Source organism: Haemophilus sp. CCUG 66565 (assembly GCF_001679495.1).
GTDB lineage: Bacteria > Pseudomonadota > Gammaproteobacteria > Enterobacterales > Pasteurellaceae > Haemophilus > Haemophilus haemolyticus_K.
Window position 1 is genome coordinate 237,365 of record NZ_LZOX01000002.1, and the last position, 25,053, is coordinate 262,417.

At 37.4% G+C, this 25,053-nt stretch carries 25 protein-coding genes and 1 riboswitch; of the genes, 16 read left to right on the plus strand and 9 right to left on the minus strand.

Going from position 1 to position 25,053, the window contains the following annotated elements; all coding sequences use genetic code 11:
* Window positions 1–47 precede the first annotated feature (47 nt).
* Entirely contained in the window at window positions 48–686 is a 639-nt protein-coding gene (sspA, locus tag A9501_RS02515) for a stringent starvation protein SspA (RefSeq protein ID WP_005633569.1), read from the plus strand.
* Window positions 686–1,138 (plus strand): ClpXP protease specificity-enhancing factor, encoded by a 453-nt coding sequence (locus tag A9501_RS02520; protein ID WP_065264800.1) that lies wholly within the window; start codon window positions 686–688, stop codon window positions 1,136–1,138. Before sspA ends, A9501_RS02520 begins: the two co-directional genes overlap by 1 nt.
* A 35-nt stretch (window positions 1,139–1,173) precedes the next feature.
* Here A9501_RS02520 and dxs read toward each other — a convergent pair whose 3' ends face one another.
* The 3 genes from dxs to xseB are packed head-to-tail and all read right to left on the minus strand — an operon-like array spanning window position 1,174 to window position 4,234.
* A complete protein-coding gene (gene dxs / locus A9501_RS02525; protein WP_065264801.1) occupies window positions 1,174–3,051 on the minus strand; it encodes a 1-deoxy-D-xylulose-5-phosphate synthase in 1,878 nt (625 codons plus the stop codon).
* 53 nt (window positions 3,052–3,104) lie between these two features.
* The gene (gene ispA, locus A9501_RS02530; protein WP_065264802.1) at window positions 3,105–3,995 is read right to left on the minus strand and encodes a (2E,6E)-farnesyl diphosphate synthase; all 891 of its coding nucleotides are present in this window, start codon (window positions 3,993–3,995) and stop codon (window positions 3,105–3,107) included.
* Window positions 3,995–4,234, minus strand: a complete 240-nt coding sequence (gene xseB, locus A9501_RS02535; protein ID WP_005628882.1) for an exodeoxyribonuclease VII small subunit — start codon at window positions 4,232–4,234, stop codon at window positions 3,995–3,997. Before xseB ends, ispA begins: the two co-directional genes overlap by 1 nt.
* Before the next feature lie 147 nt (window positions 4,235–4,381).
* On the opposite strand from xseB, the gene thiI reads away from it, so the two are divergent.
* The 5 genes from thiI to moaE all read left to right on the plus strand — a co-directional run bounded on the left by thiI (window position 4,382) and on the right by moaE (window position 8,362).
* On the plus strand, window positions 4,382–5,833 hold the full coding sequence (gene thiI / locus A9501_RS02540) for a tRNA uracil 4-sulfurtransferase ThiI (protein ID WP_065264803.1): 1,452 nt from the start codon (window positions 4,382–4,384) through the stop codon (window positions 5,831–5,833).
* Between the two features lie 163 nt (window positions 5,834–5,996).
* Window positions 5,997–6,138: riboswitch (molybdenum cofactor riboswitch) on the plus strand.
* Entirely contained in the window at window positions 6,127–7,140 is a 1,014-nt protein-coding gene (gene moaA / locus A9501_RS02545; protein ID WP_048953211.1) for a GTP 3',8-cyclase MoaA, read from the plus strand. (Overlaps the previous riboswitch by 12 nt.)
* A 30-nt stretch (window positions 7,141–7,170) precedes the next feature.
* A complete protein-coding gene (gene moaC / locus A9501_RS02550; RefSeq protein ID WP_065264804.1) occupies window positions 7,171–7,653 on the plus strand; it encodes a cyclic pyranopterin monophosphate synthase MoaC in 483 nt (160 codons plus the stop codon).
* A gap of 9 nt (window positions 7,654–7,662) precedes the next feature.
* Window positions 7,663–7,908 carry a molybdopterin synthase sulfur carrier subunit gene (moaD, locus tag A9501_RS02555; RefSeq protein ID WP_065264805.1) on the plus strand — a complete coding sequence of 82 codons (246 nt, stop codon included), beginning with the start codon at window positions 7,663–7,665 and terminating at the stop codon, window positions 7,906–7,908.
* A gap of 1 nt (window position 7,909) precedes the next feature.
* A complete protein-coding gene (gene moaE / locus A9501_RS02560) occupies window positions 7,910–8,362 on the plus strand; it encodes a molybdopterin synthase catalytic subunit MoaE (protein ID WP_065264806.1) in 453 nt (150 codons plus the stop codon).
* A gap of 42 nt (window positions 8,363–8,404) precedes the next feature.
* Here moaE and trpA read toward each other — a convergent pair whose 3' ends face one another.
* The 4 genes from trpA to A9501_RS02580 form a co-directional block, all read right to left on the minus strand.
* On the minus strand, window positions 8,405–9,211 hold the full coding sequence (gene trpA / locus A9501_RS02565) for a tryptophan synthase subunit alpha (RefSeq protein ID WP_065264807.1): 807 nt from the start codon (window positions 9,209–9,211) through the stop codon (window positions 8,405–8,407).
* Window positions 9,211–10,407 carry a tryptophan synthase subunit beta gene (gene trpB / locus A9501_RS02570; protein WP_065264808.1) on the minus strand — a complete coding sequence of 399 codons (1,197 nt, stop codon included), beginning with the start codon at window positions 10,405–10,407 and terminating at the stop codon, window positions 9,211–9,213. Before trpB ends, trpA begins: the two co-directional genes overlap by 1 nt.
* Window positions 10,408–10,424: 17 nt before the next feature.
* Window positions 10,425–11,183: an SDR family oxidoreductase gene (locus A9501_RS02575; protein ID WP_083071883.1), complete on the minus strand. Its 759-nt coding sequence runs from the start codon at window positions 11,181–11,183 to the stop codon at window positions 10,425–10,427.
* Between the two features lie 175 nt (window positions 11,184–11,358).
* Window positions 11,359–11,943, minus strand: a complete 585-nt coding sequence (locus tag A9501_RS02580) for an FMN-dependent NADH-azoreductase (protein ID WP_065264810.1) — start codon at window positions 11,941–11,943, stop codon at window positions 11,359–11,361.
* A gap of 285 nt (window positions 11,944–12,228) precedes the next feature.
* Between A9501_RS02580 and thrS the strand changes: the two genes are divergently transcribed.
* The 5 genes from thrS to rplT all read left to right on the plus strand — a co-directional run bounded on the left by thrS (window position 12,229) and on the right by rplT (window position 16,536).
* A complete protein-coding gene (thrS, locus tag A9501_RS02585; protein ID WP_065264811.1) occupies window positions 12,229–14,160 on the plus strand; it encodes a threonine--tRNA ligase in 1,932 nt (643 codons plus the stop codon).
* Window positions 14,161–14,221: 61 nt separating this feature from the next.
* Complete coding sequence (locus tag A9501_RS02590; RefSeq protein WP_065264812.1) at window positions 14,222–15,034, plus strand: D-hexose-6-phosphate mutarotase; 813 nt, start codon at window positions 14,222–14,224, stop codon at window positions 15,032–15,034.
* Window positions 15,035–15,211: 177 nt separating this feature from the next.
* Window positions 15,212–15,709, plus strand: a complete 498-nt coding sequence (gene infC / locus A9501_RS02595) for a translation initiation factor IF-3 (RefSeq protein ID WP_428844780.1) — start codon at window positions 15,212–15,214, stop codon at window positions 15,707–15,709.
* Between the two features lie 210 nt (window positions 15,710–15,919).
* A complete protein-coding gene (rpmI, locus tag A9501_RS02600) occupies window positions 15,920–16,117 on the plus strand; it encodes a 50S ribosomal protein L35 (protein WP_005596065.1) in 198 nt (65 codons plus the stop codon).
* A gap of 65 nt (window positions 16,118–16,182) precedes the next feature.
* Complete coding sequence (gene rplT / locus A9501_RS02605) at window positions 16,183–16,536, plus strand: 50S ribosomal protein L20 (RefSeq protein WP_005596075.1); 354 nt, start codon at window positions 16,183–16,185, stop codon at window positions 16,534–16,536.
* A 294-nt stretch (window positions 16,537–16,830) separates the two neighbouring features.
* Here rplT and A9501_RS02610 read toward each other — a convergent pair whose 3' ends face one another.
* Window positions 16,831–17,163 (minus strand): hypothetical protein, encoded by a 333-nt coding sequence (locus A9501_RS02610; RefSeq protein ID WP_065264813.1) that lies wholly within the window; start codon window positions 17,161–17,163, stop codon window positions 16,831–16,833.
* Window positions 17,164–17,499: 336 nt separating this feature from the next.
* Between A9501_RS02610 and recB the strand changes: the two genes are divergently transcribed.
* Both recB and recD read left to right on the plus strand, forming a co-directional pair.
* Window positions 17,500–21,141 carry an exodeoxyribonuclease V subunit beta gene (gene recB, locus A9501_RS02615; RefSeq protein ID WP_065264814.1) on the plus strand — a complete coding sequence of 1,214 codons (3,642 nt, stop codon included), beginning with the start codon at window positions 17,500–17,502 and terminating at the stop codon, window positions 21,139–21,141.
* Window positions 21,141–23,063: an exodeoxyribonuclease V subunit alpha gene (recD, locus tag A9501_RS02620; protein ID WP_065264815.1), complete on the plus strand. Its 1,923-nt coding sequence runs from the start codon at window positions 21,141–21,143 to the stop codon at window positions 23,061–23,063. The genes recB and recD overlap by 1 nt, the downstream gene beginning before the upstream one ends.
* 46 nt (window positions 23,064–23,109) lie before the next feature.
* Here the strand turns inward: recD and ybaK are convergent, their stop codons facing one another.
* On the minus strand, window positions 23,110–23,586 hold the full coding sequence (gene ybaK, locus A9501_RS02625) for a Cys-tRNA(Pro) deacylase (RefSeq protein ID WP_065264816.1): 477 nt from the start codon (window positions 23,584–23,586) through the stop codon (window positions 23,110–23,112).
* A gap of 58 nt (window positions 23,587–23,644) precedes the next feature.
* Between ybaK and A9501_RS02630 the strand changes: the two genes are divergently transcribed.
* Together A9501_RS02630 and A9501_RS02635 are read left to right on the plus strand one after the other, a co-directional pair.
* Window positions 23,645–24,598 carry an oxidoreductase gene (locus tag A9501_RS02630; protein ID WP_065264817.1) on the plus strand — a complete coding sequence of 318 codons (954 nt, stop codon included), beginning with the start codon at window positions 23,645–23,647 and terminating at the stop codon, window positions 24,596–24,598.
* A gap of 25 nt (window positions 24,599–24,623) precedes the next feature.
* Window positions 24,624–24,980, plus strand: a complete 357-nt coding sequence (locus A9501_RS02635) for a DsrE/DsrF/TusD sulfur relay family protein (protein ID WP_065264818.1) — start codon at window positions 24,624–24,626, stop codon at window positions 24,978–24,980.
* The last annotated feature ends 73 nt before the right edge of the window (window positions 24,981–25,053 follow it).

The window sequence follows — 25,053 nt, forward strand, 5'->3', positions numbered from 1 at the left end:
ATACCCCTTATAAAATATAGAATATTTTTGGATCTTCGGAGGAATAAATGTCCAGCGCATCAAGTAAACGTTCAGTAATGACCCTTTTTTCAAATAAAGATGATATTTACTGTCATCAGGTAAAAATTGTTTTAGCTGAAAAAGGTGTACTTTATGAGAACGAAGAAGTTGATTTGCAAGCATTACCAGAAGATTTAATGGAATTAAATCCGTATGCTACAGTGCCTACGTTAGTTGATCGTGATCTTGTTTTGTTTAGTTCGCGAATTATTATGGAATATCTTGACGAGCGTTTTCCGCATCCACCATTAATGCAAGTGTATCCAGTTTCTCGAGCAAAAGATCGTCTTTTGATGTTACGAATTGAACAAGATTGGTATCCAACTCTCAAGAAAGCAGAAAATGGTACAGAAAGTGAAAAAGCTGAAGCACTCAAACAATTAAAAGAAGAACTTTTAGCGATTACACCAGTTTTCCAGCAAACACCTTATTTCATGAATGAAGAGTTTGGTTTAGTGGACTGTTATGTTGCGCCATTGTTATGGAAATTAAAACATTTAGGTGTGGAATTTACAGGTCCTGGTAGTAAACCGATTAAGGGATATATGGATCGTGTATTTAGTCGAGATTCATTCTTGCAGTCTGTAGGTGAAGCTGCACCAAAAAATTTAATGGATGATAAGTAATGGAATATAAAGCTTCCCCTAAGCGCCCTTATTTATTACGCGCCTATTATGATTGGCTAGTAGATAATAATTTCACGCCTTATTTAGTTGTTGATGCGACTTACTTAGGTGTGAATGTTCCGGTCGAATATGTAAAAGATGGACAGATTGTATTGAACTTGTCTGCCAATGCTACGGGCAATTTACAACTGACAAATGATTTCATCCAGTTTAATGCTCGATTTAAAGGTGTTTCTCGTGAACTGTATATTCCAATGGGCGCAGCGCTTGCGATCTATGCTCGTGAAAATGGTGATGGGGTGATGTTTGAGCCAGAAGAAGTTTACGATGAACTTAATTCTGAGCCAGATACTGAACAACCAACTAGTTTTCATGAGGCTGTAGATAGCCCAAGAAAACGAGAAGAAAAAAAGAAAACAAAATCAGCTTCTCATTTAAGAATTGTTGATTAAGAAAAAACGCGATGAAGTTATCATCGCGTTTATTTTTATAAATTACCTTGCTTTTCAATAAAGTGGAGAATTTTTTCTTCAATTCCTTTTGAATCTAATCCCAAATCTTTCAATGCTTCTTGCTGTGTTGCTTGTGGAATAAAATAATCTGGCAAACCAAGCTGTAAAAGTGCGGTCGATTTTCCAGATGAATTTAGCACTTCAGTAACCGCAGAGCCAGCTCCACCTTGAATTGCATTTTCTTCTAATGTGACTAAATAATCATGAGTTTGTGCAAGCACATTAATCATTTCAATATCAATCGGTTTCACAAAACGCATATCGACAACTGTTGCATTGAGTTTTTCTGCTGCCTCTAAAGCGGACGGTAAAAGGGTACCAAAATTTAAAATCGCAATTTTTTGACCTTCTCGAATTAAACGTGATTTACCGATAGGAAGCATTTCTAAAGGTGTTAGTTCAACACCAATGGCATTTCCGCGAGGATAGCGTACTGCTGCTGGTTTTCCACATTGATAACCTGTATAGAGCATTTGACGGCATTCATTTTCATCACTTGGTGTCATGATGATCATATTGGGAATGCAACGCATAAAGCTGAGATCAAATGCCCCTTGGTGTGTTGGACCATCAGCGCCTACGATGCCCGCTCGATCAATCGCAAATAATACAGGGAGATTTTGAATAGCCACATCGTGAATCAATTGGTCGTAAGCGCGTTGTAGAAATGTCGAGTAAATCGCAACTACGGGTTTATATCCGCCAATAGCAAGTCCAGTGGCAAACGTAACGGCGTGTTGCTCTGCAATCGCTACATCAAAATATTGTTCTGGGAAACGCTGAGAAAATTCCACCATGCCAGAACCTTCGCGCATTGCTGGTGTGATACCAATAATTTTGGAGTCTTTTTCTGCCATTTCGCATAGCCAATCACCAAAAATTTTCGAATAAGTTGGCTTCGTATTATGTTTAGGCAATTCACCACTGATTGGGTCAAATTTTGGTACGCCATGGAAACCAATCGGATCTTTCTCCGCAGGTGCGTATCCTTTACCTTTTTTTGTTTTTATATGTAAGAATTGTGGTCCCTTCAGATTACGCATATTCGTAAGTGTTGCCACTAATTCGTCAATGTTATGCCCATCCACTGGGCCAATATAATTAAAACCGAGTTCTTCAAATAATGTACTTTCTGGCGAAAACATCACTCCTTTCATATGTTCTTCAGTTTTTTTCATAAAGTTTTTTACAGGTGGAACTTTATCGAGAATTTTTTTACTTCCATCTCGTAATGTGGAGTAGATAGAACCAGAGAAAATACGAGCGAGGTGATTATTTAACGCGCCAACATTTTCTGAAATAGACATTTCATTGTCATTTAAAATGACCAACATATCAGTGTGAACAGAACCTGCGTGATTCAGCGCTTCAAAAGCCATTCCTGCAGTAATTGCGCCGTCACCGATGACGCATACCGTTTTTCTACCTGCATTTTCTCGTTCTGCGGCGACAGCAATACCTAATCCAGCACTAATAGAAGTAGAGGAGTGGCCAACGCTTAATACGTCAAATTCACTTTCTTCACGCCAAGGGAAAGGATGAATACCGTCTTTTTGACGAATTGTGGACATTTGATCTCGACGACCGGTTAAAATTTTGTGGGGATAAGCTTGATGTCCAACATCCCAAATTAACTGATCAAATGGTGTTTTATATACGTAATGTAGTGCAACGGTTAGCTCTACAGTGCCTAAACCTGATGCTAAATGCCCGCTAGTTTGACTAACCGATTCTAAAAGATAACCACGTAATTCTTGGCAGAGTTGTGGTAGCTGCTCTTTATTTAAAAGACGCAAATCTTCTGGTGAATTAATCAAAGATAATAAGGGGTAATTGTTCATATTGTTAGTCATTTTAAAAATGTTATAATTTTAACCGCACTTTGTCAGCATTGATGCGGTCGATATTAACTTTTTCTAGTAATAATGAATTCAGCTAATGCACGAAGTGCGGTCGTATTAAAAGGAATTTTTTCTAATTCAGACAAAGCACTTTGATATAGATCTTGCGCTTTTTGTTTTGCGCCACTTAATCCAAGTAATTTTGGATACGTACTTTTATCTAAATCAAGATCCGCGCCGACTTGTTTGCCAGTTTCTGCACTATCACCCTCAATATCTAAAATATCGTCTTGAACTTGAAAGGCTAAGCCAATGGCTTCCGCATATTGTGTTAAGGATTGTTCTAACCTTTTGTCGGCAAAATGCGGAGAACAAATAAAACCTAATTTTAATGCGGCAATCAGCAATGCGCCCGTTTTGTTACGATGGATTAATTCTAATTCGCTTAAACTAATTTGTTTATGTTCAGAGATAAGATCTAAACTTTGCCCTAAGCACATTCCTTGTACGCCAGAGCCTTGAGCTAAAATTTTAACTAAAGCCAGTTTTTGTTCAGAAGAAATATTTGGCGTTTTAGTTAACATTTCAAAAGCAAAACTTTGCAGCGCATCGCCCGCAAGAATAGCCGTAGCTTCATCAAATTGGATATGACAAGTAGGATGCCCACGACGTAGATTGTCATCATCCATTGCAGGTAAATCATCGTGAATTAAGGAATAGGCATGAATGGCTTCAATAGCGGCAGCGGCGTAATCTAAGGTTTGTTTCTCAGCGCCAAGCATTTGACCTGTTGCGTAAACTAAAAAAGGTCTAACCCGTTTACCACCAAGTAATAATGCGTATTTCATCGCGTCAAGCAAAGGTGCATTATAACTTTCAATACCCTCAAATTGGGCTTCTAAAAAGCGATTGATACGAGTTTGAACCTGCTGTAATTCTTCAGAAAAGTTACCCATTAAGCATTCCCTTCATAATCATTCAGTGGGGCATCTTCAGTTTTTTGCAATAAGATCTGAATACGTTGTTCTGCTTGTTGTAAACGTTCTTGCCCTAACTTAGCCAGTTGCACACCTTGTTCAAATTCTTTTAACGCTTCTTCTAACGGCAGATCGCCATTTTCTAAATGTGTAACAATATTTTCTAACTGCGCTAATGTTGTCTCAAAATCTTGCGAAGATGCTGGTTTACGCGCCATGGAATTATCCTTTTTCACGGTAAAAATTGCTTGCCATTGTACTGTATTTTACTTGCGTTGTTAAAAAATTATTTCAAGCTAGGACCAGTGGACTTTTCACTATCTTTGCGTAAAATACTCGCCACTTTAAATACCCAAGCTATTCATATGAAATTTATCGTTAAACTTTTTCCTGAAATTATGATTAAGAGCGAAACTGTTCGTAAACGTTTCGCCAAAATTTTAACCTCTAATATCCGCAATATTTTACAGAAATATGATGAAGAAACTGCAGTTGTACGTCACTGGGATTACATTGAAGTGCGGTCAAAAAATGAAGAAAATCGTGAAGAATTAATCGCCTTGTTACAACGTATTCCTGGTATTCATCATTTTTTAGAAGTTGAAGAAAAACCGTTTACCGATTTACATCATATTTTTGAATTGACGCTTGCTGATGTCGCGCAACAACTTCAAGGCAAAACCTTTTGCGTTCGAGTAAAACGTAAGGGAAAACATAAATTTAGTTCTATTGAAGCAGAACGTTATATCGGCGGTGGATTAAATCAACATATTGAAAGTGCAAAAGTGCGGTTAAAAAATCCAGATGTGACCGTTCGTATTGATATTGAAGATGACAAAATGATGTTAGTTAAAGCACGTCACGCGGGGATTGGTGGTTATCCGATTGGGACTCAAGAGGATGTGCTTTCTTTGATTTCGGGGGGATTTGATTCAGGTGTATCGAGTTATATGTTGATTCGTCGTGGTTCTCGAGTTCATTATTGTTTCTTTAATCTTGGTGGCGCAGCCCATGAAATTGGCGTAAAACAAATGGCTTATCATATTTGGCAACGCTATAGCGCTTCACATAAAGTACGCTTTATTGCGATTAACTTTGAAGGGGTTGTCGGTGAGATTTTAGAGAAAGTCGATAACGGCCAAATGGGCGTTGTATTAAAACGGATGATGGTGCGAGCAGCGAGTAAAGTCGCTCAACGTTTTAATATTGAAGCGATTGTGACAGGGGAGGCATTAGGGCAAGTTTCTAGCCAAACTTTAACCAATTTACGCTTGATTGATGAAGCCGCTGATGCCTTAGTATTACGCCCGTTAATTACGCATGATAAAGAACAAATTATCGCGATGGCAAAAGAAATTGGCACTGACGATATTGCAAAATCTATGCCGGAATTTTGTGGCGTGATTTCAAAAAATCCTACGATCAAAGCTGTTCGTGAAAAGATTTTAGAAGAAGAGGGGCATTTTAATTTCGAGATTCTTGAAAGTGCGGTGCAAAATGCGAAATATTTAGATATTCGCCAGATTGCAGAAGAAACAGAAAAAGAAGTGGTAGAAGTTGAGGCAATTTCTGTATTAGGTGAAAATGAAGTGATTTTGGATATTCGTAGCCCAGAAGAAACGGATGAAAATCCATTTGAATCGGATACACATGAAGTCCTTCAAATGCCGTTCTACAAACTTTCTTCTCAATTTGGTAGCCTTGATCAAAGTAAAAATTACGTGTTGTATTGTGAACGTGGTGTGATGAGCAAATTACAAGCCTTATATTTGAAAGAAAATGGTTTTTCAAATGTGCAAGTTTTCTCAAAAAAATAATGTTTAAATTTACTATATATTAGTAAGCGTATATGTTGTTTTAAAGTACCATTATGTATTTTTTTATATAATTAATTTTTAAGAATTTATATAAATTTTGTTTTTCATCAAAATTAGTAATTGTGTTAGCGAAGTGAAATCTTTTAAAATCACGAGCAATAAATTTTACGCATAACTCCGAGCTTGTTGACCTACGTTTATATTCAAAATAGGGTCGCAATGCCAATAACGATGTTTGTTATTCAGGGATACGCTGGAAACGGTTTATCCTCTCCATATTAGAAAGGTGTCACATGCAATCAATTCCCATTAAAAACGTAGGGAACGTGGGATTAGTCGATGCGTTCCAGCGTGCCTATTATTATTTACGACTGTCAATAACTGATCAGTGTAACTTTCGTTGTAACTATTGTTTACCCAATGGTTATCAGCCTGAAGCAAATAAACCAAGTTTTCTTACCTTAAGTGAAATTGTTCGTGTCGCAGAAGCATTTGCTGCTATGGGGACAGAAAAGATTCGTTTAACTGGTGGAGAACCCACTTTACGTAAAGATTTTATTACGATTGCTGAAAATGTAGCGAATGTAAGTGGCATTCGTCAGTTAGCTTTAACTACAAATGGCTATCGTATGGCAAAAGATGTAGATGCTTGGCAACGTGCGGGCATTACTTCCATTAATGTTAGTGTTGATAGTCTTGATCCTAAAATGTTTCATCAAATTACAGGAATTAATAAGTTTGATGAGGTGATGAGAGGAATTGAGCGAGCCTTTGAGATTGGTTATAAAAAAGTTAAAGTCAATTCAGTATTGATGAAAAATTTAAATGATCATGAATTCAATCAATTTTTAGCTTGGGTAAAGAATCGACCAATCCAAATGCGCTTTATTGAGCTAATGCAAACGGGAGAAATGGATACTTTCTTTCATCATCACCATCTTTCTGGTGAAATTTTAGTCAAGAAATTATTAGAGCAAGGTTGGCAATTACAACAAAAAGCTATAACAGATGGTCCTGCAAAGGTATTTAAACATCCTGATTATATGGGTGAGATAGGATTGATCATGCCATATGAAAAGAATTTCTGTGCAAGTTGTAACCGTCTTCGTGTGTCAGCAAAAGGAAAATTACATCTTTGTTTATTTGGTGAAGAGGGGATTGAACTGCGCGATCTTTTACGTTCAGATGATCAGCAATCAATTTTACAGGCTCGGATTTTTTCTGCGCTTCAAGGTAAGCGTGAACACCATTACTTACACCAAGGCGACACTGGCATTCGTCAGCATTTAGCATCTATCGGTGGATAAATTTCTTAAAATTAACCTCACTTTTAAATTATGAAAACATTTACGCATATCAATAGCCAAGGTGAAGCCAATATGGTGGATGTTTCTGGCAAAATAGAAACCGTACGCGAAGCACGTGCAGAAGCTTTGGTGACCATGGCGCCTGAGACTTTAACTATGATTCTTAGTGGGCAGCATCATAAAGGTGATGTTTTTGCAACTGCGCGTATTGCAGGTATTCAAGCAGCTAAACGAACATGGGAATTAATTCCGCTTTGTCATCCTTTGCTACTTTCTAAAGTAGAGGTCAGTCTTGAACCTTTAGTGGAAAAACACCAAGTACGAATTGAGTCTTTATGTAAACTTTCGGGAAAAACTGGCGTAGAAATGGAAGCATTAACAGCGGTAAGTGTTGCTGCTTTAACTATTTATGACATGTGTAAGGCTGTTCAAAAAAATATAGTTATTGAATATGTACGTTTATTGGAAAAAAGTGGTGGAAAATCAGGTCACTTTGTTGCCCAATATAAATAGGGAAATAACATGCTAAAAGTATTATTTTTTGCTCAAACACGAGAATTAATTGGTGTAGATGAACTTTCTATTGAGGCAGAATTTACAACAGCTGATAAATTACGTGAACATTTAGCGCAAAAAGGTGATAAATGGGCATTAGCTTTAGAAAAAGAAAAATTGCTAGTTGCGATAAATCAAACCTTAATGCCTCTTGAAAGTACGGTAAAATCAGGTGATGAAATTGCATTTTTTCCACCAGTAACAGGAGGATAAGATGAGTAATGTTCATATTTCAGTACAGGAAGCTGAGTTTGATCAAAATGCAGTTTATCATTGGCTTTCTGAATCTCACTCTGTTGGTGCAACAGTAATTTTTATTGGAAAAGTTCGTGATCTTAATTTAGGTGATGATGTTTCAAGTCTATACTTAGAACATTATCCTGCAATGACCGAAAAAGCACTACAAGAAATTATTTCTGAAGCTCAATCCCGTTGGAATATCCAACGAGTTAGTGTGATTCATCGAGTAGGATTATTGCATACGGGAGATGAAATTGTATTAGTAGGAATAAGTTCTGCTCACCGTGGAGATGCCTATCATGCAAATGAATTTATTATGGATTATCTAAAATCTAAGGCACCTTTTTGGAAAAAAGAACAAACCAACAAAGGGGATCGCTGGATAGAGGCGAGAGATTCAGATAAAGAAGCATTAAAGAAATGGTAATAAAAAAGCGGTGGATTTCACCGCTTTTTTGTATTTTATAAGTTATTTTGTTGCTGCTTTCATCGCTTGAACAAATTCAGCTAATTCAGCTAAACATTCCTCATGATTATCCAGATTTCGCTCAATGATTTTCACCGTTGCAGAACCTGAAATCGCACCCGCTGCTCCCAAACCTAATGCTTCTTTTACTTGCTCTGGTTGAGCAATGCCGAAGCCTTGTAAAATTGGCGGAGCATTATGTGCCTTAAGCTGTTCTACAAGGGTATCTAAATTCGCTGCGTGGGCTTGATTTTCAGCACTGGTTACGCCTGCGCGTGAGACTAAATAGGTATATCCTTCGCTATTTTGTGCTACACCTTGGATCGTTTTCTCGTCCGCATTTGGCGGGCAAATAAATACCGGTTGAATGCCGTGTTTTTTAGCTGCTTGTACATAATCTTCTTTTGCGAGTAAAGGAATATCTGCTACAAGCACAGCATCAACACCGACTTTTGCACAACGTTGATAAAAATCGTCTAGGCCTTTGGCAAAAATTAAATTGGCACAAAGTAATAAGCTAATCGGAATCTCTGGATATTTTGACCGCACTTTTTCTAATAACTTAAAGCTATCTTCAGTACTATGGCCCGCAGTTAAAGCACGATTATTCGCAGCTTGAATAACGGGGCCATCGAGTAGCGGATCGGAAAAAGGAAAACCAAGCTCTAAAGCATCCGCACCGTTATCCACAAGCGTACAAATAATGTCAAAAGAGCGGTCAAAAGTAGGGTCACATAAGGTGATGAAAGGAACAAATGCCCCTTCATTTTTTGCTTTAAGTGCAGCAAATTGAGTTTCAAAACGGCTCATTATTTCATTCCTTTTTCTGTCAAAATTTTATCTACGGTGAAAATATCTTTATCGCCACGGCCAGATAAATTCACGACTAAAATTTGTTCTTTGTTAGGTTCTTGGTGAATCATTTTTAAGGCTTGGGCAAGAGCGTGTGAGCTTTCTAGTGCAGGAATAATGCCTTCATGTTTAGCTAATTCCTGGAAAGCATTCAATGCTTCATCATCGGTAATACTTGGATATTCTGCTCGTCCAATACTTTGTAAATAAGCATGCTGAGGCCCAACAGAAGGGAAGTCTAACCCGGCTGAAACAGAGTAGGATTCCTCTACTTGACCATCTTCCGTTTGCATTAAAGGGGATTTCATCCCGAAATAAATGCCGATTTTTGCATGACCTAATGGTGCGCCATGTTCACCGCTTTCAATGCCTTTCCCCGCGGGTTCAACGCCAATTAAACGTACATTTGGTTCATCAATAAAATCTGTAAACATACCAATTGCGTTAGAACCACCGCCAACAGCTGCAATCACTGCATCAGGTAAACGACCTTCTCGTTCGAGAATTTGACGTTTCGTCTCAATCCCAATCATTTTTTGAAATTCTCTCACAATCGTCGGGAAGGGGTGAGGGCCTGCCGCGGTTCCAAGTAAATAATGGGTGGTTTCATAGTTTGCTGACCAATCACGCATAGCTTCGCAACAAGCGTCTTTTAAAGAACAAGAGCCTTTTTGTACAGGAATCACTTCCGCGCCCATTAAACGCATACGAAATACATTCGGCGATTGACGCTCAACATCTTTTGCACCCATATAAATACGGCATGGCATATCTAACATGGCACAAGCAAGAGCAGTTGCGACACCATGCTGACCCGCACCGGTTTCGGCAATAATACGTGTTTTACCCATACGTTTAGCCAATAAAATTTGCCCTAATACTTGGTTAGTTTTATGGGCGCCACCGTGCAATAAATCTTCACGTTTAAGATAGATTTTCGCTTTAGTACCTTTTGTTAGGTTACGACAAAGGGTAAGTGCAGTCGGTCTTCCCGCATAATTTTTGAGTAAATCTTGAAATTCACGTTGGAATTCAGGATCGTCTTTCGCTTCTACAAATGCTTTCTCAAGCTGTTTAAGCACTGGCACGAGTATTTCTGGTACGTACATACCACCAAACTCGCCAAAATAGGGATTTAAAAGAGTCTCTGACATTGTGTTTCCTTATTGTTTTAATTTGAATTTCTTGCCACATTAAGCGGTGCAAAAGTTTGAGCAGTTGGCATCACTTCAATGCGATTAATATTAACGTGTTCTGGTTGTTGATTGAGCCATAAAACCATATTTGCAATATCTTGTGGTGTAACGTATTGCACATTTTCATAAACTTTTTCTGCTCGTTTATCATCACCTTTAAAGCGCACATTAGAAAATTCCGTTCCACCACAAAGGCCCGGCTCTAAGTTTGTTACACGAATATTTTTACCCGCGAGATCGGCCCTTAGATTTAAACTAAATTGCTTAACAAAAGCTTTCGTACCACCATATACATTACCACCCGGGTAAGCATAATTGCCTGCTATTGAACCAATATTTATAATATGGCCCATATTTCGTACAACCATTTGAGGCAAAACGAATCGAGTAATATTTACCAATCCTTTAATATTGGTATCAATCATTTGTTCCCAATCATCAAGATTCGCTTTATCGGCAGATTCTAAGCCAAGAGCCAATCCTGCGTTATTAACGAGTAAATCAATATTTTTCCATTGTGTAGGTAAAGATGTAATTGCTTCTTGAGTCGCTAGTCGATCAGATATATCGAAAGCAAGAGGAAGAAATTTTTCACCCAATTCAGCTTTTAATGAAGCCAAACGTTCACTACGACGGCCAGTACCAATTACAAAATATCCAGCTTGAATAAGCGTTCTACAGATTGAAGTACCAAATCCTGCAGTAGCACCAGTAATAAGGGCAATTTTAGACATCATTTTCTCCTTTCTTATGTAGAATATTTTTATACTACTACACTAGTACAAAAAAATATATAAATTTGTGAAGAAAATGTAGGAATTTTATTTTCTATAAAAAAACTACACTAGATGTATTTGAATCTATCTAGTGTAGTCATTTTATAAGTTTCAGATGAAATAAAATGAAGGCTTAAAGAGCGGTAATAATTTCATTAATTTTTGCTTTTGCTGATACTTGTGCTTTTTCAATGGCTTCAGCGCCTAATCCGATGCCTTTTGCATAGACAAATTTTACATCGGTGATACCAATAAAGCCCAAAATAGCTTTCATATACTGGGTCACCAAATTTTCTTCATCATATAACCCACCAAATGCGCATAACACAATCGCTTTTTTACCTTTTAATAACCCTTCAGGCCCATTTGCCGTATATTGGAAAGTGACACGTGGGCGTGCGATAAAATCAAAATAAGTCTTTAATTGTGTTGGGATGCCAAGATTATACATTGGAGCACCAATAACCAGAGTCTCTGCATTTTTTAATTCGGAGACTAATTCATCGGAAAGTGCAAGAAGTTGTTTTTCTTCATCGTTTTTAGGTTCACCGCGTACAGCAATTGCTGCTTTGGCATCAAAATATGGAAGTGGTTGTTGGGCTAGATCGCGTACGACAATGTGATTACCTTGTAATTTTTCGATAACATAATCAGCCAATTGATTGGTCTGGGCGTTATTTCCTGAAATGCTAGATTTTAATACTAATACGTTGCTCATTTTTATTCCTTAACTGGGTATTTAAAAAGTGCGGTTATTCTAGCCTTTATTTTTAGGATATAAAGCCCCTAGCTAGAAAAACATTATTTCCTTTCTGTAAAATATGTGCATTTATTTAACAATACCTTAAGAAAGTGATAGAATTCGCCACGCATTTTTTGCCTAATTCCGCTCGTTCAATGGTAGGAATGAAGCCAAGTAGGGCAAAAATGCGGTTAATTTTTATAGAATTTTAAACGAACACGTCACCTTTCGTATGGGTGACCACTGTATAAGGAAAAAACAATGCCAATTATTACTTTACCTGACGGTTCCCAACGTCAATTCGATCATCCTGTTTCTGTTCTTGAAGTCGCACAAGATATTGGTGCGGGTCTTGCTAAAGCCACTATCGCAGGCCGTGTAAATGGTGAGCGCCGTGATGCATGCGATATGATTGAGCAAGATGCAACGCTTGAAATCATTACCGCTAAAGATGAAGATGGTTTAGAAATTATTCGCCACTCATGTGCCCACTTGTTTGGTCATGCCATTAAACAATTATTCCCAGATGTAAAAATGGCAATCGGTCCAACTATTGAAAACGGTTTCTACTATGACATTGATTTAGACCGCTCTTTAACGCAAGAAGATTTAGATGCAATCGAAAAACGTATGTTGGAATTGGCAAAAACCAATTATGACGTCGTGAAAAAACGTGTTACTTGGCAAGAAGCGCGTGATACCTTTGAAAAACGCGGCGAGCCATACAAAATGGCAATTTTAGATGAAAACATTGAACGTACTGCAACGCCTGCGTTATATCATCACTTAGAATATATTGATATGTGCCGTGGCCCACACGTGCCAAATATGCGTTTCTGTCAGCATTTTAAATTACAAAAAGTTGCCGGTGCGTACTGGCGTGGTGACAGTAAAAACAAAATGTTACAACGTATCTATGGTACGGCTTGGGCGGATAAAAAACAACTTGCTGAATACTTAACACGCTTAGAAGAGGCGGCAAAACGTGACCACCGTAAAATTGGTAAAGCATTAGATTTATATCATATGCAAGAAGAAGCACCAGGTATGGTGTTCTGGCACAATGATGGTTGGACAATTTTCCGTGAGCTTGAAACGTTTGTGCGTACTAAATTAAAACAATACGATTACCAAGAAGTGAAAGGACCGTTCATGATGGACCGTGTATTGTGGGAAAAAACAGGTCACTGGCAAAATTACGCAGATTTAATGTTCACAACCCAATCTGAAAACCGTGAATATGCAATTAAACCGATGAACTGTCCAGGACACGTTCAAATTTTTAATCAAGGTTTAAAATCTTACCGTGATTTACCAATCCGTATGGCGGAATTTGGTTCTTGTCATCGTAATGAACCATCAGGTTCTTTACACGGTTTAATGCGTGTTCGTGGCTTTACTCAAGATGATGCACATATTTTCTGTACTGAAGATCAAATTGAGAGTGAAGTAACTAGCTGTATCAAAATGGTGTACGATATTTATAGCACCTTTGGTTTCACTAATATCGCAGTAAAACTTTCTACTCGCCCTGAAAATCGTATCGGTTCAGATGAAATGTGGGATCGTGCGGAAGCCGGTCTTGCAGCTGCATTGGCGCACAATGGTCTTGAATATGAAATTCAAGAAGGTGAAGGTGCATTCTATGGTCCGAAAATTGAATTTGCATTACGTGATAGCATTGGTCGTGAATGGCAATGTGGTACCGTTCAATTAGACTTCGCATTACCAGGTCGTTTAGATGCAACTTATGTGGCAGAAGACAATAGCCGTAAAACACCTGTCATGATTCACCGTGCGATTTTAGGTTCTATTGAGCGCTTTATTGGTATCATTACCGAAGAATATGCAGGTTTCTTCCCTGCATGGTTAGCACCAACCCAAGCGGTTGTAATGAATATCACCGATAGCCAAGCCGACTATGTACAGAAAGTAGCAAAACAGCTTTCCGATGTAGGTTTACGAGTGAAAACTGATTTGCGTAACGAAAAAGTGGGTTTCAAAATCCGTGAACATACTTTACGTCGTGTGCCTTATATGCTTGTTTGCGGTGATAAAGAAATCGCAGAAGGCAAAGTGGCAGTACGTACCCGTAAAGGTGCTGATTTAGGTACATTTACTGTGGAAGAATTTTCGGAAATCTTGAAAAATCAAGTAAGAAGCCGTGAATTAAAATTACTTAATGAAGAATAAAAAACTTTGAAAAAGAGACCGCACTTTAGTGCGGTTTTTTCATCTTATATAGGGAATAAATATGAAGATTACTTTTCTTAAAACATTAACGCCAGAGCTAAATTTAGTTCAATATAATGACATCCCTGTTCTTCACCTAAAACATGCTGTTGGAGAGGCAAAAATTTCCCTACAAGGGGCACAGCTTATCAGTTGGAAACCGCAAAATGCGAAGCAAGATGTATTATGGTTAAGTGAAGTAGAACCATTCGAAAATGGCAATGCTATTCGTGGTGGCGTACCGATTTGTTATCCCTGGTTTGGTGGCGTAAAACAACCTGCGCACGGTACAGCTCGTATTCGTTTATGGCAGTTAAGTCATTATGATATTTCAGCACATAAAGTGCGGTTAGAATTTGAGTTGTTTTCTGATTTAAATATTATCGAAGCTAAAATTGTAATGGTATTTACTGACAAATGTCATTTAACTTTCACACATTATGGCGAAGAACCTGCGCAAGCAGCATTACATACCTATTTCAATATTGGGGATATTAATCAAGTGGAAGTACAAGGTTTACCTGAAACTTGTTTTAATAGCTTAAACCAACAACAAGAAAATGTTCCGTCACCGCGTCACATTTCTGAAAATGTGGATTGCATTTATTCCGCAGAAACAATGCAGAATCAAATCGTAGATAAAAGTTTCAATCGTACGATTGCACTGCATCATCATAATGTAAGCCAATTTGTCCTTTGGAATCCTTGGCATAAAAAGACGAGTGGAATGAGTGAAACTGGCTATCAAACGATGTTGTGCTTAGAAACTGCTCGCATTCATCACTTGCTTGAATTTGGCGAAAGTTTAAGCGTAGAAATTTCGCTTAAAGGCTAAATTTTGTTGCATAAGTGGTGTGAATACTATAGAATTCGCGGGATTTTGCTCGTTCCTTACGGGCAACAAATTTGAAATCTTTTATTTTTAGCGAAAAGATTTTTACGATTAACCAATAGAAGGAATACGATTATTAAAACCGTAAAAAAAGCGCCGGCAGTAAATCGCCCAAACCGTATCAATGAAGAGATTCGTGTAAAAGAAGTTCGTTTAATTGACCAAGATGGTGAACAAGCAGGGATTGTTTCTATTCAACAAGCCCTAGAAATGGCAGAGCAAGCAGAGCTTGATCTTGTTGAAATTAGCCCAAATGCAGAACCGCCGGTTTGCCGCATTATGAACTACGGTAAATTCCTTTACGAGAAAAGTAAAACCGCTAAAGAACAAAAGAAAAAACAAAAAGTTGTGCAAGTGAAGGAAATTAAATTCCGTCCAGGCACAGATGAAGGTGACTATCAAGTTAAGTTACGTAGCTTAATTCGTTTCTTAGAAGACGGTGACAAAGCAAAAATTACCGTGCGTTTCCGCGGTCGTGAAATGGCTCACCAAGATATTGGTTTTGATGTGTTAGAGCGCGTAAAAAATGATTTAGCTGAAATTTCTGTCGTTGAATCTGCACCGGGTAAATTAGAAGGTCGTCAGGCTGTAATGGTGTTAGCACCGAAGAAAAAATAAGAATTTTGCTGAGATTTCTCAGCAAATCTTTTTGTTTAAGTTTGACTTAAATGAAAAGACAACTGCACGTTGGGCACACTACGCAGCCTAACTGCTTTTGAAAAGGCAATTTAATTTGCCTTATGATGGAAATGATCAGTGCTTCCAAGTAACTTTTTAAGTTCGCCTGATTATGTTGTTTTAAACGAAAAATGCGGAGTTATTTTAACAATGCCTAAAATCAAAACAGTACGCGGCGCAGCGAAGCGTTTCAAAAAAACTGCTTCTGGTGGTTTCAAGCGTAAACAATCTCACTTACGTCATATTTTGACTAAAAAAACAACTAAACGTAAACGTCATTTACGTCATAAATCAATGGTTGCGAAAGCAGACCAAGTTTTAGTAGTAGCTTGCTTACCATACGCATAAGCCGTTATTTAAGCAAAACGTACGATTAGTTCATTTTAGAAAAATATTACATAGGAGATTAAATAATGGCTCGTGTAAAACGTGGTGTTATTGCAAGAGCACGCCATAAGAAAGTTCTTAAGGCTGCTAAAGGTTATTATGGTGCACGTTCACGCGTGTATCGCGTTGCTTTCCAAGCGGTGATCAAAGCTGGTCAATACGCATATCGTGACCGTCGTCAACGTAAACGTCAATTCCGTCAATTATGGATTGCACGTATCAACGCTGCAGCGCGTCAAAATGGTTTATCTTACAGCAAATTCATCAACGGCTTGAAAAAAGCATCTGTTGAAATCGACCGTAAGATTCTTGCTGATATCGCTGTATTTGACAAAGTAGCGTTCGCTGCATTAGTTGAAAAAGCAAAATCTGCACTTTAATTTTTTAAAGTTTAGATAAAGAAGACGTAGGACGCTGAAAAGCGTCCTTTTTTACTATCTCTTAATTTATGTCACAAAGCTTATTAACGTTGTGAGCCTTAACCGCTTTAATCACATAAATTTTTTGTTCAATAATTTAATATTTCCTCATTTAGTATTTTGAATATAGGGATTGGTAACTTGTTATCTGAGGGATTGATTGTATTTAGTCATAAAAAATCTGCACCTTAATCGGTTGGTTTTTTAGTCCAACTTTTGAGGTGCAGATTAGAAGCATTATGTTAATATTAAATATTAACGGCAACCTGGTAAACCACGGTCGATAATTAAGTTACCTTCAGTAACATAACCTTGATAGAATGGGAACGATTTAATTGTTAATACAGCATCAGATAAACCTACTGCACATTTGTCTTTTTGAATTGCGTTATCTACAGCATTTTTAATATTAGGAATACCTAAGAACTTCATATCTTCACCAGTTACTCGAGTATCGCGTTTAACAACGAAGTTTTTAGAATCTAAGTTAATGTTTTTAGTGGTTAGAGCTGTGAAGTCACCAATTCGAGCTGTACAAGCTGAAAGAAGTCCAACCGCGCATAAACATACTAATGATTTCAATTTCATAAAATTTTTCCTCAAAATGGTTATTAATATGCCTTAATTCAATATTAAGGCATTTTAAATTATAACTCATATTAAAATAATATCCCAATGATAATTTAAATATTTTTACCTATATTGTATTAGGGAGGATATGTATTAATGTTTATGTGAACCATATAAAAATAATTTCTAGAAGATTAAACCTAATCTAATTTTATGATCGTCAGATTAATTTTAGTCCACTTTATATTTAAAGTTTAGATAAAGAAGGATTAGAGCGCTGAAAAGCGTCCTTTTTTGCATTTATGACTTTAAATTTTGTAAAATAATGCCATTAGTTCTCATCTGTTAAAATCTATGTCCGAAACAATCCCACTCAATCCTATCACGTTGCCTTTAAATCAAATTAGCTTAATCGAAGCATCCGCTGGTACAGGGAAAACCTACACTATTGGTTCTTTATATCTCCGACTTTTATTAAAGGCGGGGGAAAATAACTTTTCTCGTCCGTTAAATGTGGAAGAAATTCTGGTGGTAACCTTTACGGATATGGCGACAGAAGAACTCAAGAAAAAAATTCGTGAGCGTATAACAGATGCGATTGATAAACTCACAACCTTTTCAGAAACCCAAGATAAATCCGCATTTAAAAATGATGAATTTCTTACCGCACTTTGTCAGGATTTGAACATTTTTGAGGCAATTCATCGTTTAAAATTAGCTGAGCAAAATATGGATTTGGCGACGATTTATACCATTCACGGTTTTTGTCGCCGTATGTTGATGCAATATGCTTTCCATTCTGGCATTCACTTCAATTTAGAATTAATTAAAGATCAATCTGATTTGCTAGTTCGTTTTGCTAATGAATTTTGGCGAGAACATTTTTATCCGTTGGATTTTGAATCTGCGGATTTTATCGCGACAGAATTAGTATCACCAGCAAATGTGTTGTCTTTGTTGGAAGCGGATTTAGGTAAAGATTTGCAGGTGGAGATTGAAAATAAACAGGCGTTGTCTGTACCAATACAAATCTTTTTACCGCAATATCTGGGTGGTTATCAAAAGGCGTTGAATGAATTAAAGGCATTTTGGTTAGAAAGTGCGGATGAAATTTCAGCGATTATTACTAATGAACTGGAGAAAGATTATCCAAAAGATCAGTTGAAATCGTTAAATCGTAAAAAGTACCAAGTAAAGCGTTTAGGGGATTGGATTAATAAAATCAATCAATGGTCAAATAATCCTAGAGATTATCAAATTAATAGCACATTGAAAGACTATTTCCTACAATCATCCATTGAGAAAAATTGCGAAGAACAAACTGATAAAAATAAAGATAAAAAAACCGCAACGCCTTTTTATTCCCCGATTTTTGCAGAGCTTGAAAAGCGCGTTAATGCCTTAATGACACCAGATTTACTAAGCAAACTGACTCTTTATCATTATCGCCAAGGGTTACAACAAAAACTTTTAGACTATAAACTTAATCATCAAGAAAAATCCTTTGATGATTTATTGCGTTTGCTTTGCGAAGCCTTGCAAGGTTCGCAAGGGGATGAATTAGCGGAAATGATTCGTTTCCAGTATCCTTTCGCGATGATTGATGAATTTCAGGATACGGATTCACAACAATACGCTATTTTTTCAAAAATTTATCGTGATAATCCCGAAAAAAATACTGGTTTTATTATGATTGGCGATCCGAAGCAGGCGATTTATCGTTTCCGTGGCGCAGATATTTTTACTTATCTAAAAGCATCGGACGAAGCCCAATCTCGCTTTGAACTCACTAAAAATTATCGTTCAGAGAAGCATTTGGTTGATGGCGTAAATGCGTTGTTTGATTTTCCTCAATCGCCATTTATTTATCAAAATATTAACTTTACTGCTGTTGATTCTCGTGATGATCATCTGCGATTTTATTTAAATGGTAAAGCTGAACCAGCTTATCGTTTTTATCTAACTGAAAGTGACAAAGTGAATAAAACTGAAATGGCAAAAATATGTGCTATTTCTATTCAACATTGGCTGAAAAGTGCGGTAGAAAATCAGGCAGTTTTTCAAAATGAAGATACCTGTAAAACCTTACAAGCAGAGAATATTGCCGTATTGGTGCGTGATAAAAATGAAGCGGTTCTAGTAAAAAATGAATTGCAAAAATTGGGGATCGCGTCAGTTTATCTTTCTGATCAAAATAGCGTATTTGATAGCAATGTTGCGAAAGAATTAGCCAGGGTGCTTAAAGCCTGTTTGAATGTGGCAGAACGTCCAATTTTGAACGCAATTGCGACCGCACTTTTTGGCTTAAATGCAGCGGATATTCATCAAATTCAGCAAAATGAGGCAGACTGGCAACGTTGGGCTGATAGCTTTGCTCAATATCAACAAACTTGGCAGCGTCAAGGAATATTGGCAATGTTGCATCAAATTTTGCTAGAACAAGGCATTTCAGAGCGATTATTAAGTCAAGCCACAGGCGAGCGAGATTTAACGGATTTCCTACATTTGGCAGAAATTTTACAACAAGCTGCCACGCTACACGAAAGTGAAGCGGCATTGCTTAGTTGGTTTGAAAAACAAATTCAAGGCGAAGGTCGTCAAGAGGCTCAAATTCGTTTAGAAAGCGAACGCCAGTTAGTGAAAATTGTGACAATCCATAAATCCAAAGGCTTAGAATACGATTTAGTTTGGCTGCCATTTTTAGCGGTGCCGAGCAAAGATCCAAGTAAAAAAGACATCAATATTTATTATTCTAAAGAACGAGATGAAACCTTATGGGATATGGAAAATCGTAATTTAAACGCACTTTATGAAGAAACTTTTGCGGAAGAGTTACGTTTACTTTATGTGGCTTTAACCCGTGCCAAATATCAAATTGCATTCGCTTTGCCTGCACAATTTGATAAAAAATGGAATGCCTTACATTATGTGCTAAGTCAAGGCGAAATAGGCAAGGAAATAAATTTGTCAGATCCTAAAGATACAGAAACATTGTTGCAAACCTTCAAAGAAAAAATGCAAGATAATGTGGAAATCTGTACTAAGCCAAATCTAAAAGCTTTTCCGGCTTTATCAATCAATACAAAACATGATGAGCTTAAAGCCGCAGAATTTACGGGCAATATTGAGCAAGATTGGCGAATAACCAGTTTTACTTCAATTGAACAAGGTCATCGCCGCCAGCATTATTTCACTGAAAGTGCGGGTAAAAAACAGGCTGTTTTTGATGATGCAAAAGATTATGATAGCCAAAATGCTATTGAAATTTCGACCGCACTTTTAAACGAAAATGAATCAAACATTTTAGATTTACCACGAGGTAAACAAGTCGGGACGGCATTGCATCGCCATTTTGAAAATTGCTATTTTTCTGATTTAGCAAATATAGAAGAAATTGACAAATTACGACAATCCTTACAGTTAGATGAAACTTTTACAGAGCCGCTACAAAATTGGCTACAACAGATTTCACATACGCCACTTTCTAATGAAATAGAAATAGGAATAGCATTAGCTGATTTGGCAAATAAAGATTGCATTAAAGAAATGCCATTTTATCTGGCTATTCGGGAATATTTTGATGTTGAAGCGTTTAATCGCGCGTTGAAAGCCCATCATCATTTGCCAAGCGAGCCACTTCAATTTGAACAAATTCAGGGTATGGTGAGAGGTTCGATTGACTTAGTTTTCCGCCATAATGGGAAATATTATCTCGTTGATTATAAATCTAATTTCTTAGGTTCAAGCCTTGCTGATTACAATCAAGAGGCATTGAAAAAAGAAATATTACACAGTCACTATGATTGGCAATATTTAATTTATACGCTGGCATTGCATCGTTATTTACAAAGCGTTGTGTCTGATTATGATTATGCGCGAGATTTCGGTGGGGTATTTTATCTTTTCTTACGTGGAATGAACGGTGATCCACAATCTGGCGTATTTTACGATCGTCCAAGCGTTGAATTAATCACAGAATTAGACGGGGTGTTTTAATGTTATCTGTATTACAAAAGCTTAAAGAGCAGGGCATTCTTTCTCAAGGTGATTATTATTTTGCTAAATTGATAGCTGATAAACAATGCCATACGGATTATGCGGAACCAGTCAAAAATTTAGCTATATTATTAGCCGCACTTTGTAGCTGGCGTTATACGCAGGGAAATACTTGCAGCCAATTAGATCGCTCTTTAGAACATAATTTATTTGGCTTGGCTTATCGTACAACGGAAGAAGATTATTTAGCTGAAATTCATGAAAAGATTGGTTATTTAGCTGTGGAAGATTGGCAACGTGCGTTGTGTGGGCATATGGCATTTACGCAAGATCCCGTCAATCAAATTGCGCCAATGGCATTTCAATTTGGCGCGTTGTATTTCTATCGAGCTTGGCAAGATGAATATCGCATCGCACAATATATAAAAAACACCTTAAAAAAACACCGCACTTTAGCCTTTTCTTATGATGAAATTCGCCAAAAATTGGATAAATATTTCCCTGAAAAACAGGAAAAAATAGATTGGCAAAAAGTGGCTGTAGCCACAGCGATTAAAAGCCCATTTTCGATTATTACAGGCGGCCCAGGAACAGGAAAAACCACCACAGTTACGCGTTTATTGCTCGTTCTACAAGAATTATTTGATTGTAAATTACACATCAAATTGGTTGCGCCGACAGGCAAGGCGGCCTCTCGTTTGGAAGAGTCGATTAAAAATGCGTTAGGTTTTATGCAAGAAAAAATGAATTTATCCGATTCACTTTTCAATGCGATCCCACAAAAAGCCAGTACTTTGCATAGTTTACTGGGTGTGAATGCTTTTAATGATTACACGCGCTATAACAGTCATAATCCTTTGCAGTTAGATGTGTTAGTTGTCGATGAAACATCAATGATTGATTTGCCGATGATGGCAAAACTTATCAATGCGTTAAAGCCTGAAACTCGATTAATTTTATTAGGCGATCAAGCGCAATTAGCCTCTGTTGAGGCGGGAGCAGTATTGGGAGAATTAGCTCAATTTGTTAATCAACCTTATAGTCATGAACAAGCCGCGTACTTACTAGCGACGACAGGATACGAAGTAAATGGTGCTGATTGTTCAAATCCAATACGTGATTGTTTATGCCATCTAACAGAAAGTCGCCGTTTTGATAAAGATTCAGGTATTGGCAAGTTGGCTGAATTCATTCAAAAAGGCAAAGCAGACGATAGCCTTGGGTTATTTGAACATTATCCGCAAGAATTGTACTTTAATGCCTTAAATGATGAAAGCGATGCAGTTAATCAAGTGGTAAAAAGTGCGGTGGAAAATTACTGCACTTTCTTAAAAATGTTGGATGATTTACGTAAACAAAAAATTGATCCTAATGCTAAAAATAAACAAGGCATTTCCTATGCCGAAGCTATTCAAGCACAATTTAATTCTGTGAGATTTTTAACCGCACTTCGTAATAACGATTTAGGTGTTGAAAATCTCAATAAAGAAATCGCGTTAGCGTTGCGAGAGGAAAAATTGCTTTGGTTCCGTAATGAACAAGATTGGTATATCGGCAAGCCAATTATGATTACTGAAAACGATCATAATGTTCGCCTTTATAACGGCGATATTGGCCTGTGCTTGGCAAATGGCAAAGTATGGTTTGGAAATAGAGAAGTGCTGACAAGCCGAATTCCAGCACACGAACCCGCTTTTATGATGACGATTCATAAATCTCAAGGTTCCGAATTTGAACATACCGTCATGGTGCTTCCTACAGAAGTAAATCCAGTATTGTCGCGAGAATTAGTTTTCACCGGGGTCACTCGTGCGAAAAAAGAACTTACTGTATTTGCCGATGAAAAAATATGGAAAACAGCAATTCGCCAGACAGTGAGACGCCAGAGCGGATTGGGGAAATTATTGGAAGAATTGAATTAGTCAAAAAGGCGGAATGAATCCGCCTTTAAATTTATAAATCCATCAGTTATTCATCAACAATATCAGTAAATTCTGCACCTAATACTTTTGCCAAATCTTGTGGCGCAATTTCTACGCTTAGCCCACGTTTTCCGCCTGAAACATAAATCGTTTCAAACTCAAGTGCGGTTGAATTTATCACGGTTTTCACGCGTTTCTTTTGACCGAGCGGGCTAATTCCCCCCACAAGATAACCTGTACTTTTTTGCGCCGCATCTTTATCTGCCATTTCCACTTTTTTAACACCGATAGATTTTGCTGCTTTCTTTAAATTCAGCATATTGGCCGTTGCAAGCACAAAACAAGTGAGTTTTTTCTGATCGCCATTTTCCGCTACAAGTAAGGTTTTAAAAGAGCGGTTAGGATCAATGCCTAATTTTTCTGCCGCTTCATCACCAAAATGTTGATTGTTCGGATCATGATCATAAGCATGCAAGATAAAAGGAATTTTTTGTTTTTTAAGTAAATCAATTGCAGGTGTCATTATTTCGTTCCTGGTTTTGGTGTAAAATAATGCTGATTATTTTACAGCGGAGAGAAAAATGGACGCAACCTTAAATATTGCGATAGCAGCAGAATTTGAATTAAGTGAAAAAATTGTAGAGCATTTAGAACAAAGTGCGCTTGAAATTAGTAAAGTTTCTATTGTTGAAATGATACCTTTTGAAGAAGAACAAAATATTCGTTTTCGCAATAAAGGCGTTGAACAACTTTCTCCAAATGAAGTTGAGTGGGCTAATTTTAATTATGTATTTTTTGCAGGAAAACTTGAGCAAGTTGCCCATATTGCGCAAGCAGCAGAGCAGGGCTGTATTGTCATTGATATGTTAGGCGTTTGTAGTGCGCTTTCAGATGTGCCCGTTGTTGTCCCAACGGTAAATGAATCACAACTATTTGAGCTGAGACAACGTAACATTGTTAGCTTACCTGATCCACAAGTAAGCCAACTTGCTTTAACCCTTGCCCCGATTTTACAAGAGACTAATCTTAATCAAGTGTTTATCACCTCTTTATTACCAGCCTCTTATACAAATGCGGAAACCGTGACTAAACTTGCGGGACAAACAGCCCGTTTATTAAATGGCATTCCATTGGACGAAGAAGAAACGCGCTTAGCGTTTGATGTTTATCCACATCAAGCACCTAGTTTATTGAATCAATTACAACGAATCTTTCCTCAATTAGATCGAGCTACATTCCACGCAATCCAAGTGCCTGTATTTTATGGATTGGCACAAAAAGTCACCGCACTTTCAGACTATGATTTCGACTATCAACCTCAAAATAGCGAGCTTGTTGCTTTAGAAGAAACCTTAATTACACCTGTGCTTAATGGAGAACAAGAAAATGGAGAAGAATCAGTAAAACTTCATTTAAGTCAAATAAGTGCGGTAGAAAATGGCGTAGAATTTTGGTCTGTGGCAGATGAACAACGCTTTAATCTCGCCTTACTTTCAGTGAAATTGTTGGAAGGAATTTATCAACAAGGTTATTAATACCCAGGAAATCAAGGAGAATAGTATGCAAAATATTCTATTTATTATCCATTCATCCCCTTATGGTGACGAGCATTTTTTTAGTGCATTACGTTTGGCGTTACAGTTGCAAGAGCAGCATAAAAGTGCGGTTAATTTAAAAGTATTTTTAATGTCTGATGCAGTAACTGGCGGTTTGGCAAAACAAAATCCAGCAGAAGGGTATCATTTGCAACAAATGTTGGAAATTTTAACGGCACAAGGGGCAACAATTAAACTTTGTAAAACCTGCACCAATGCTCGTGGTATCACCGAATTGCCGCTGGCGGACGGTGTGGAAATAGGCACGTTAGCAGAACTGGCAGACTGGACGATGGAAGCCGACAAAGTATTAAATTTTTAATCATTACAATAGATACATAATACTCCCTCATAGCTAATGAGGGAGAATATATTATAGTCATAAAGTCTGATAA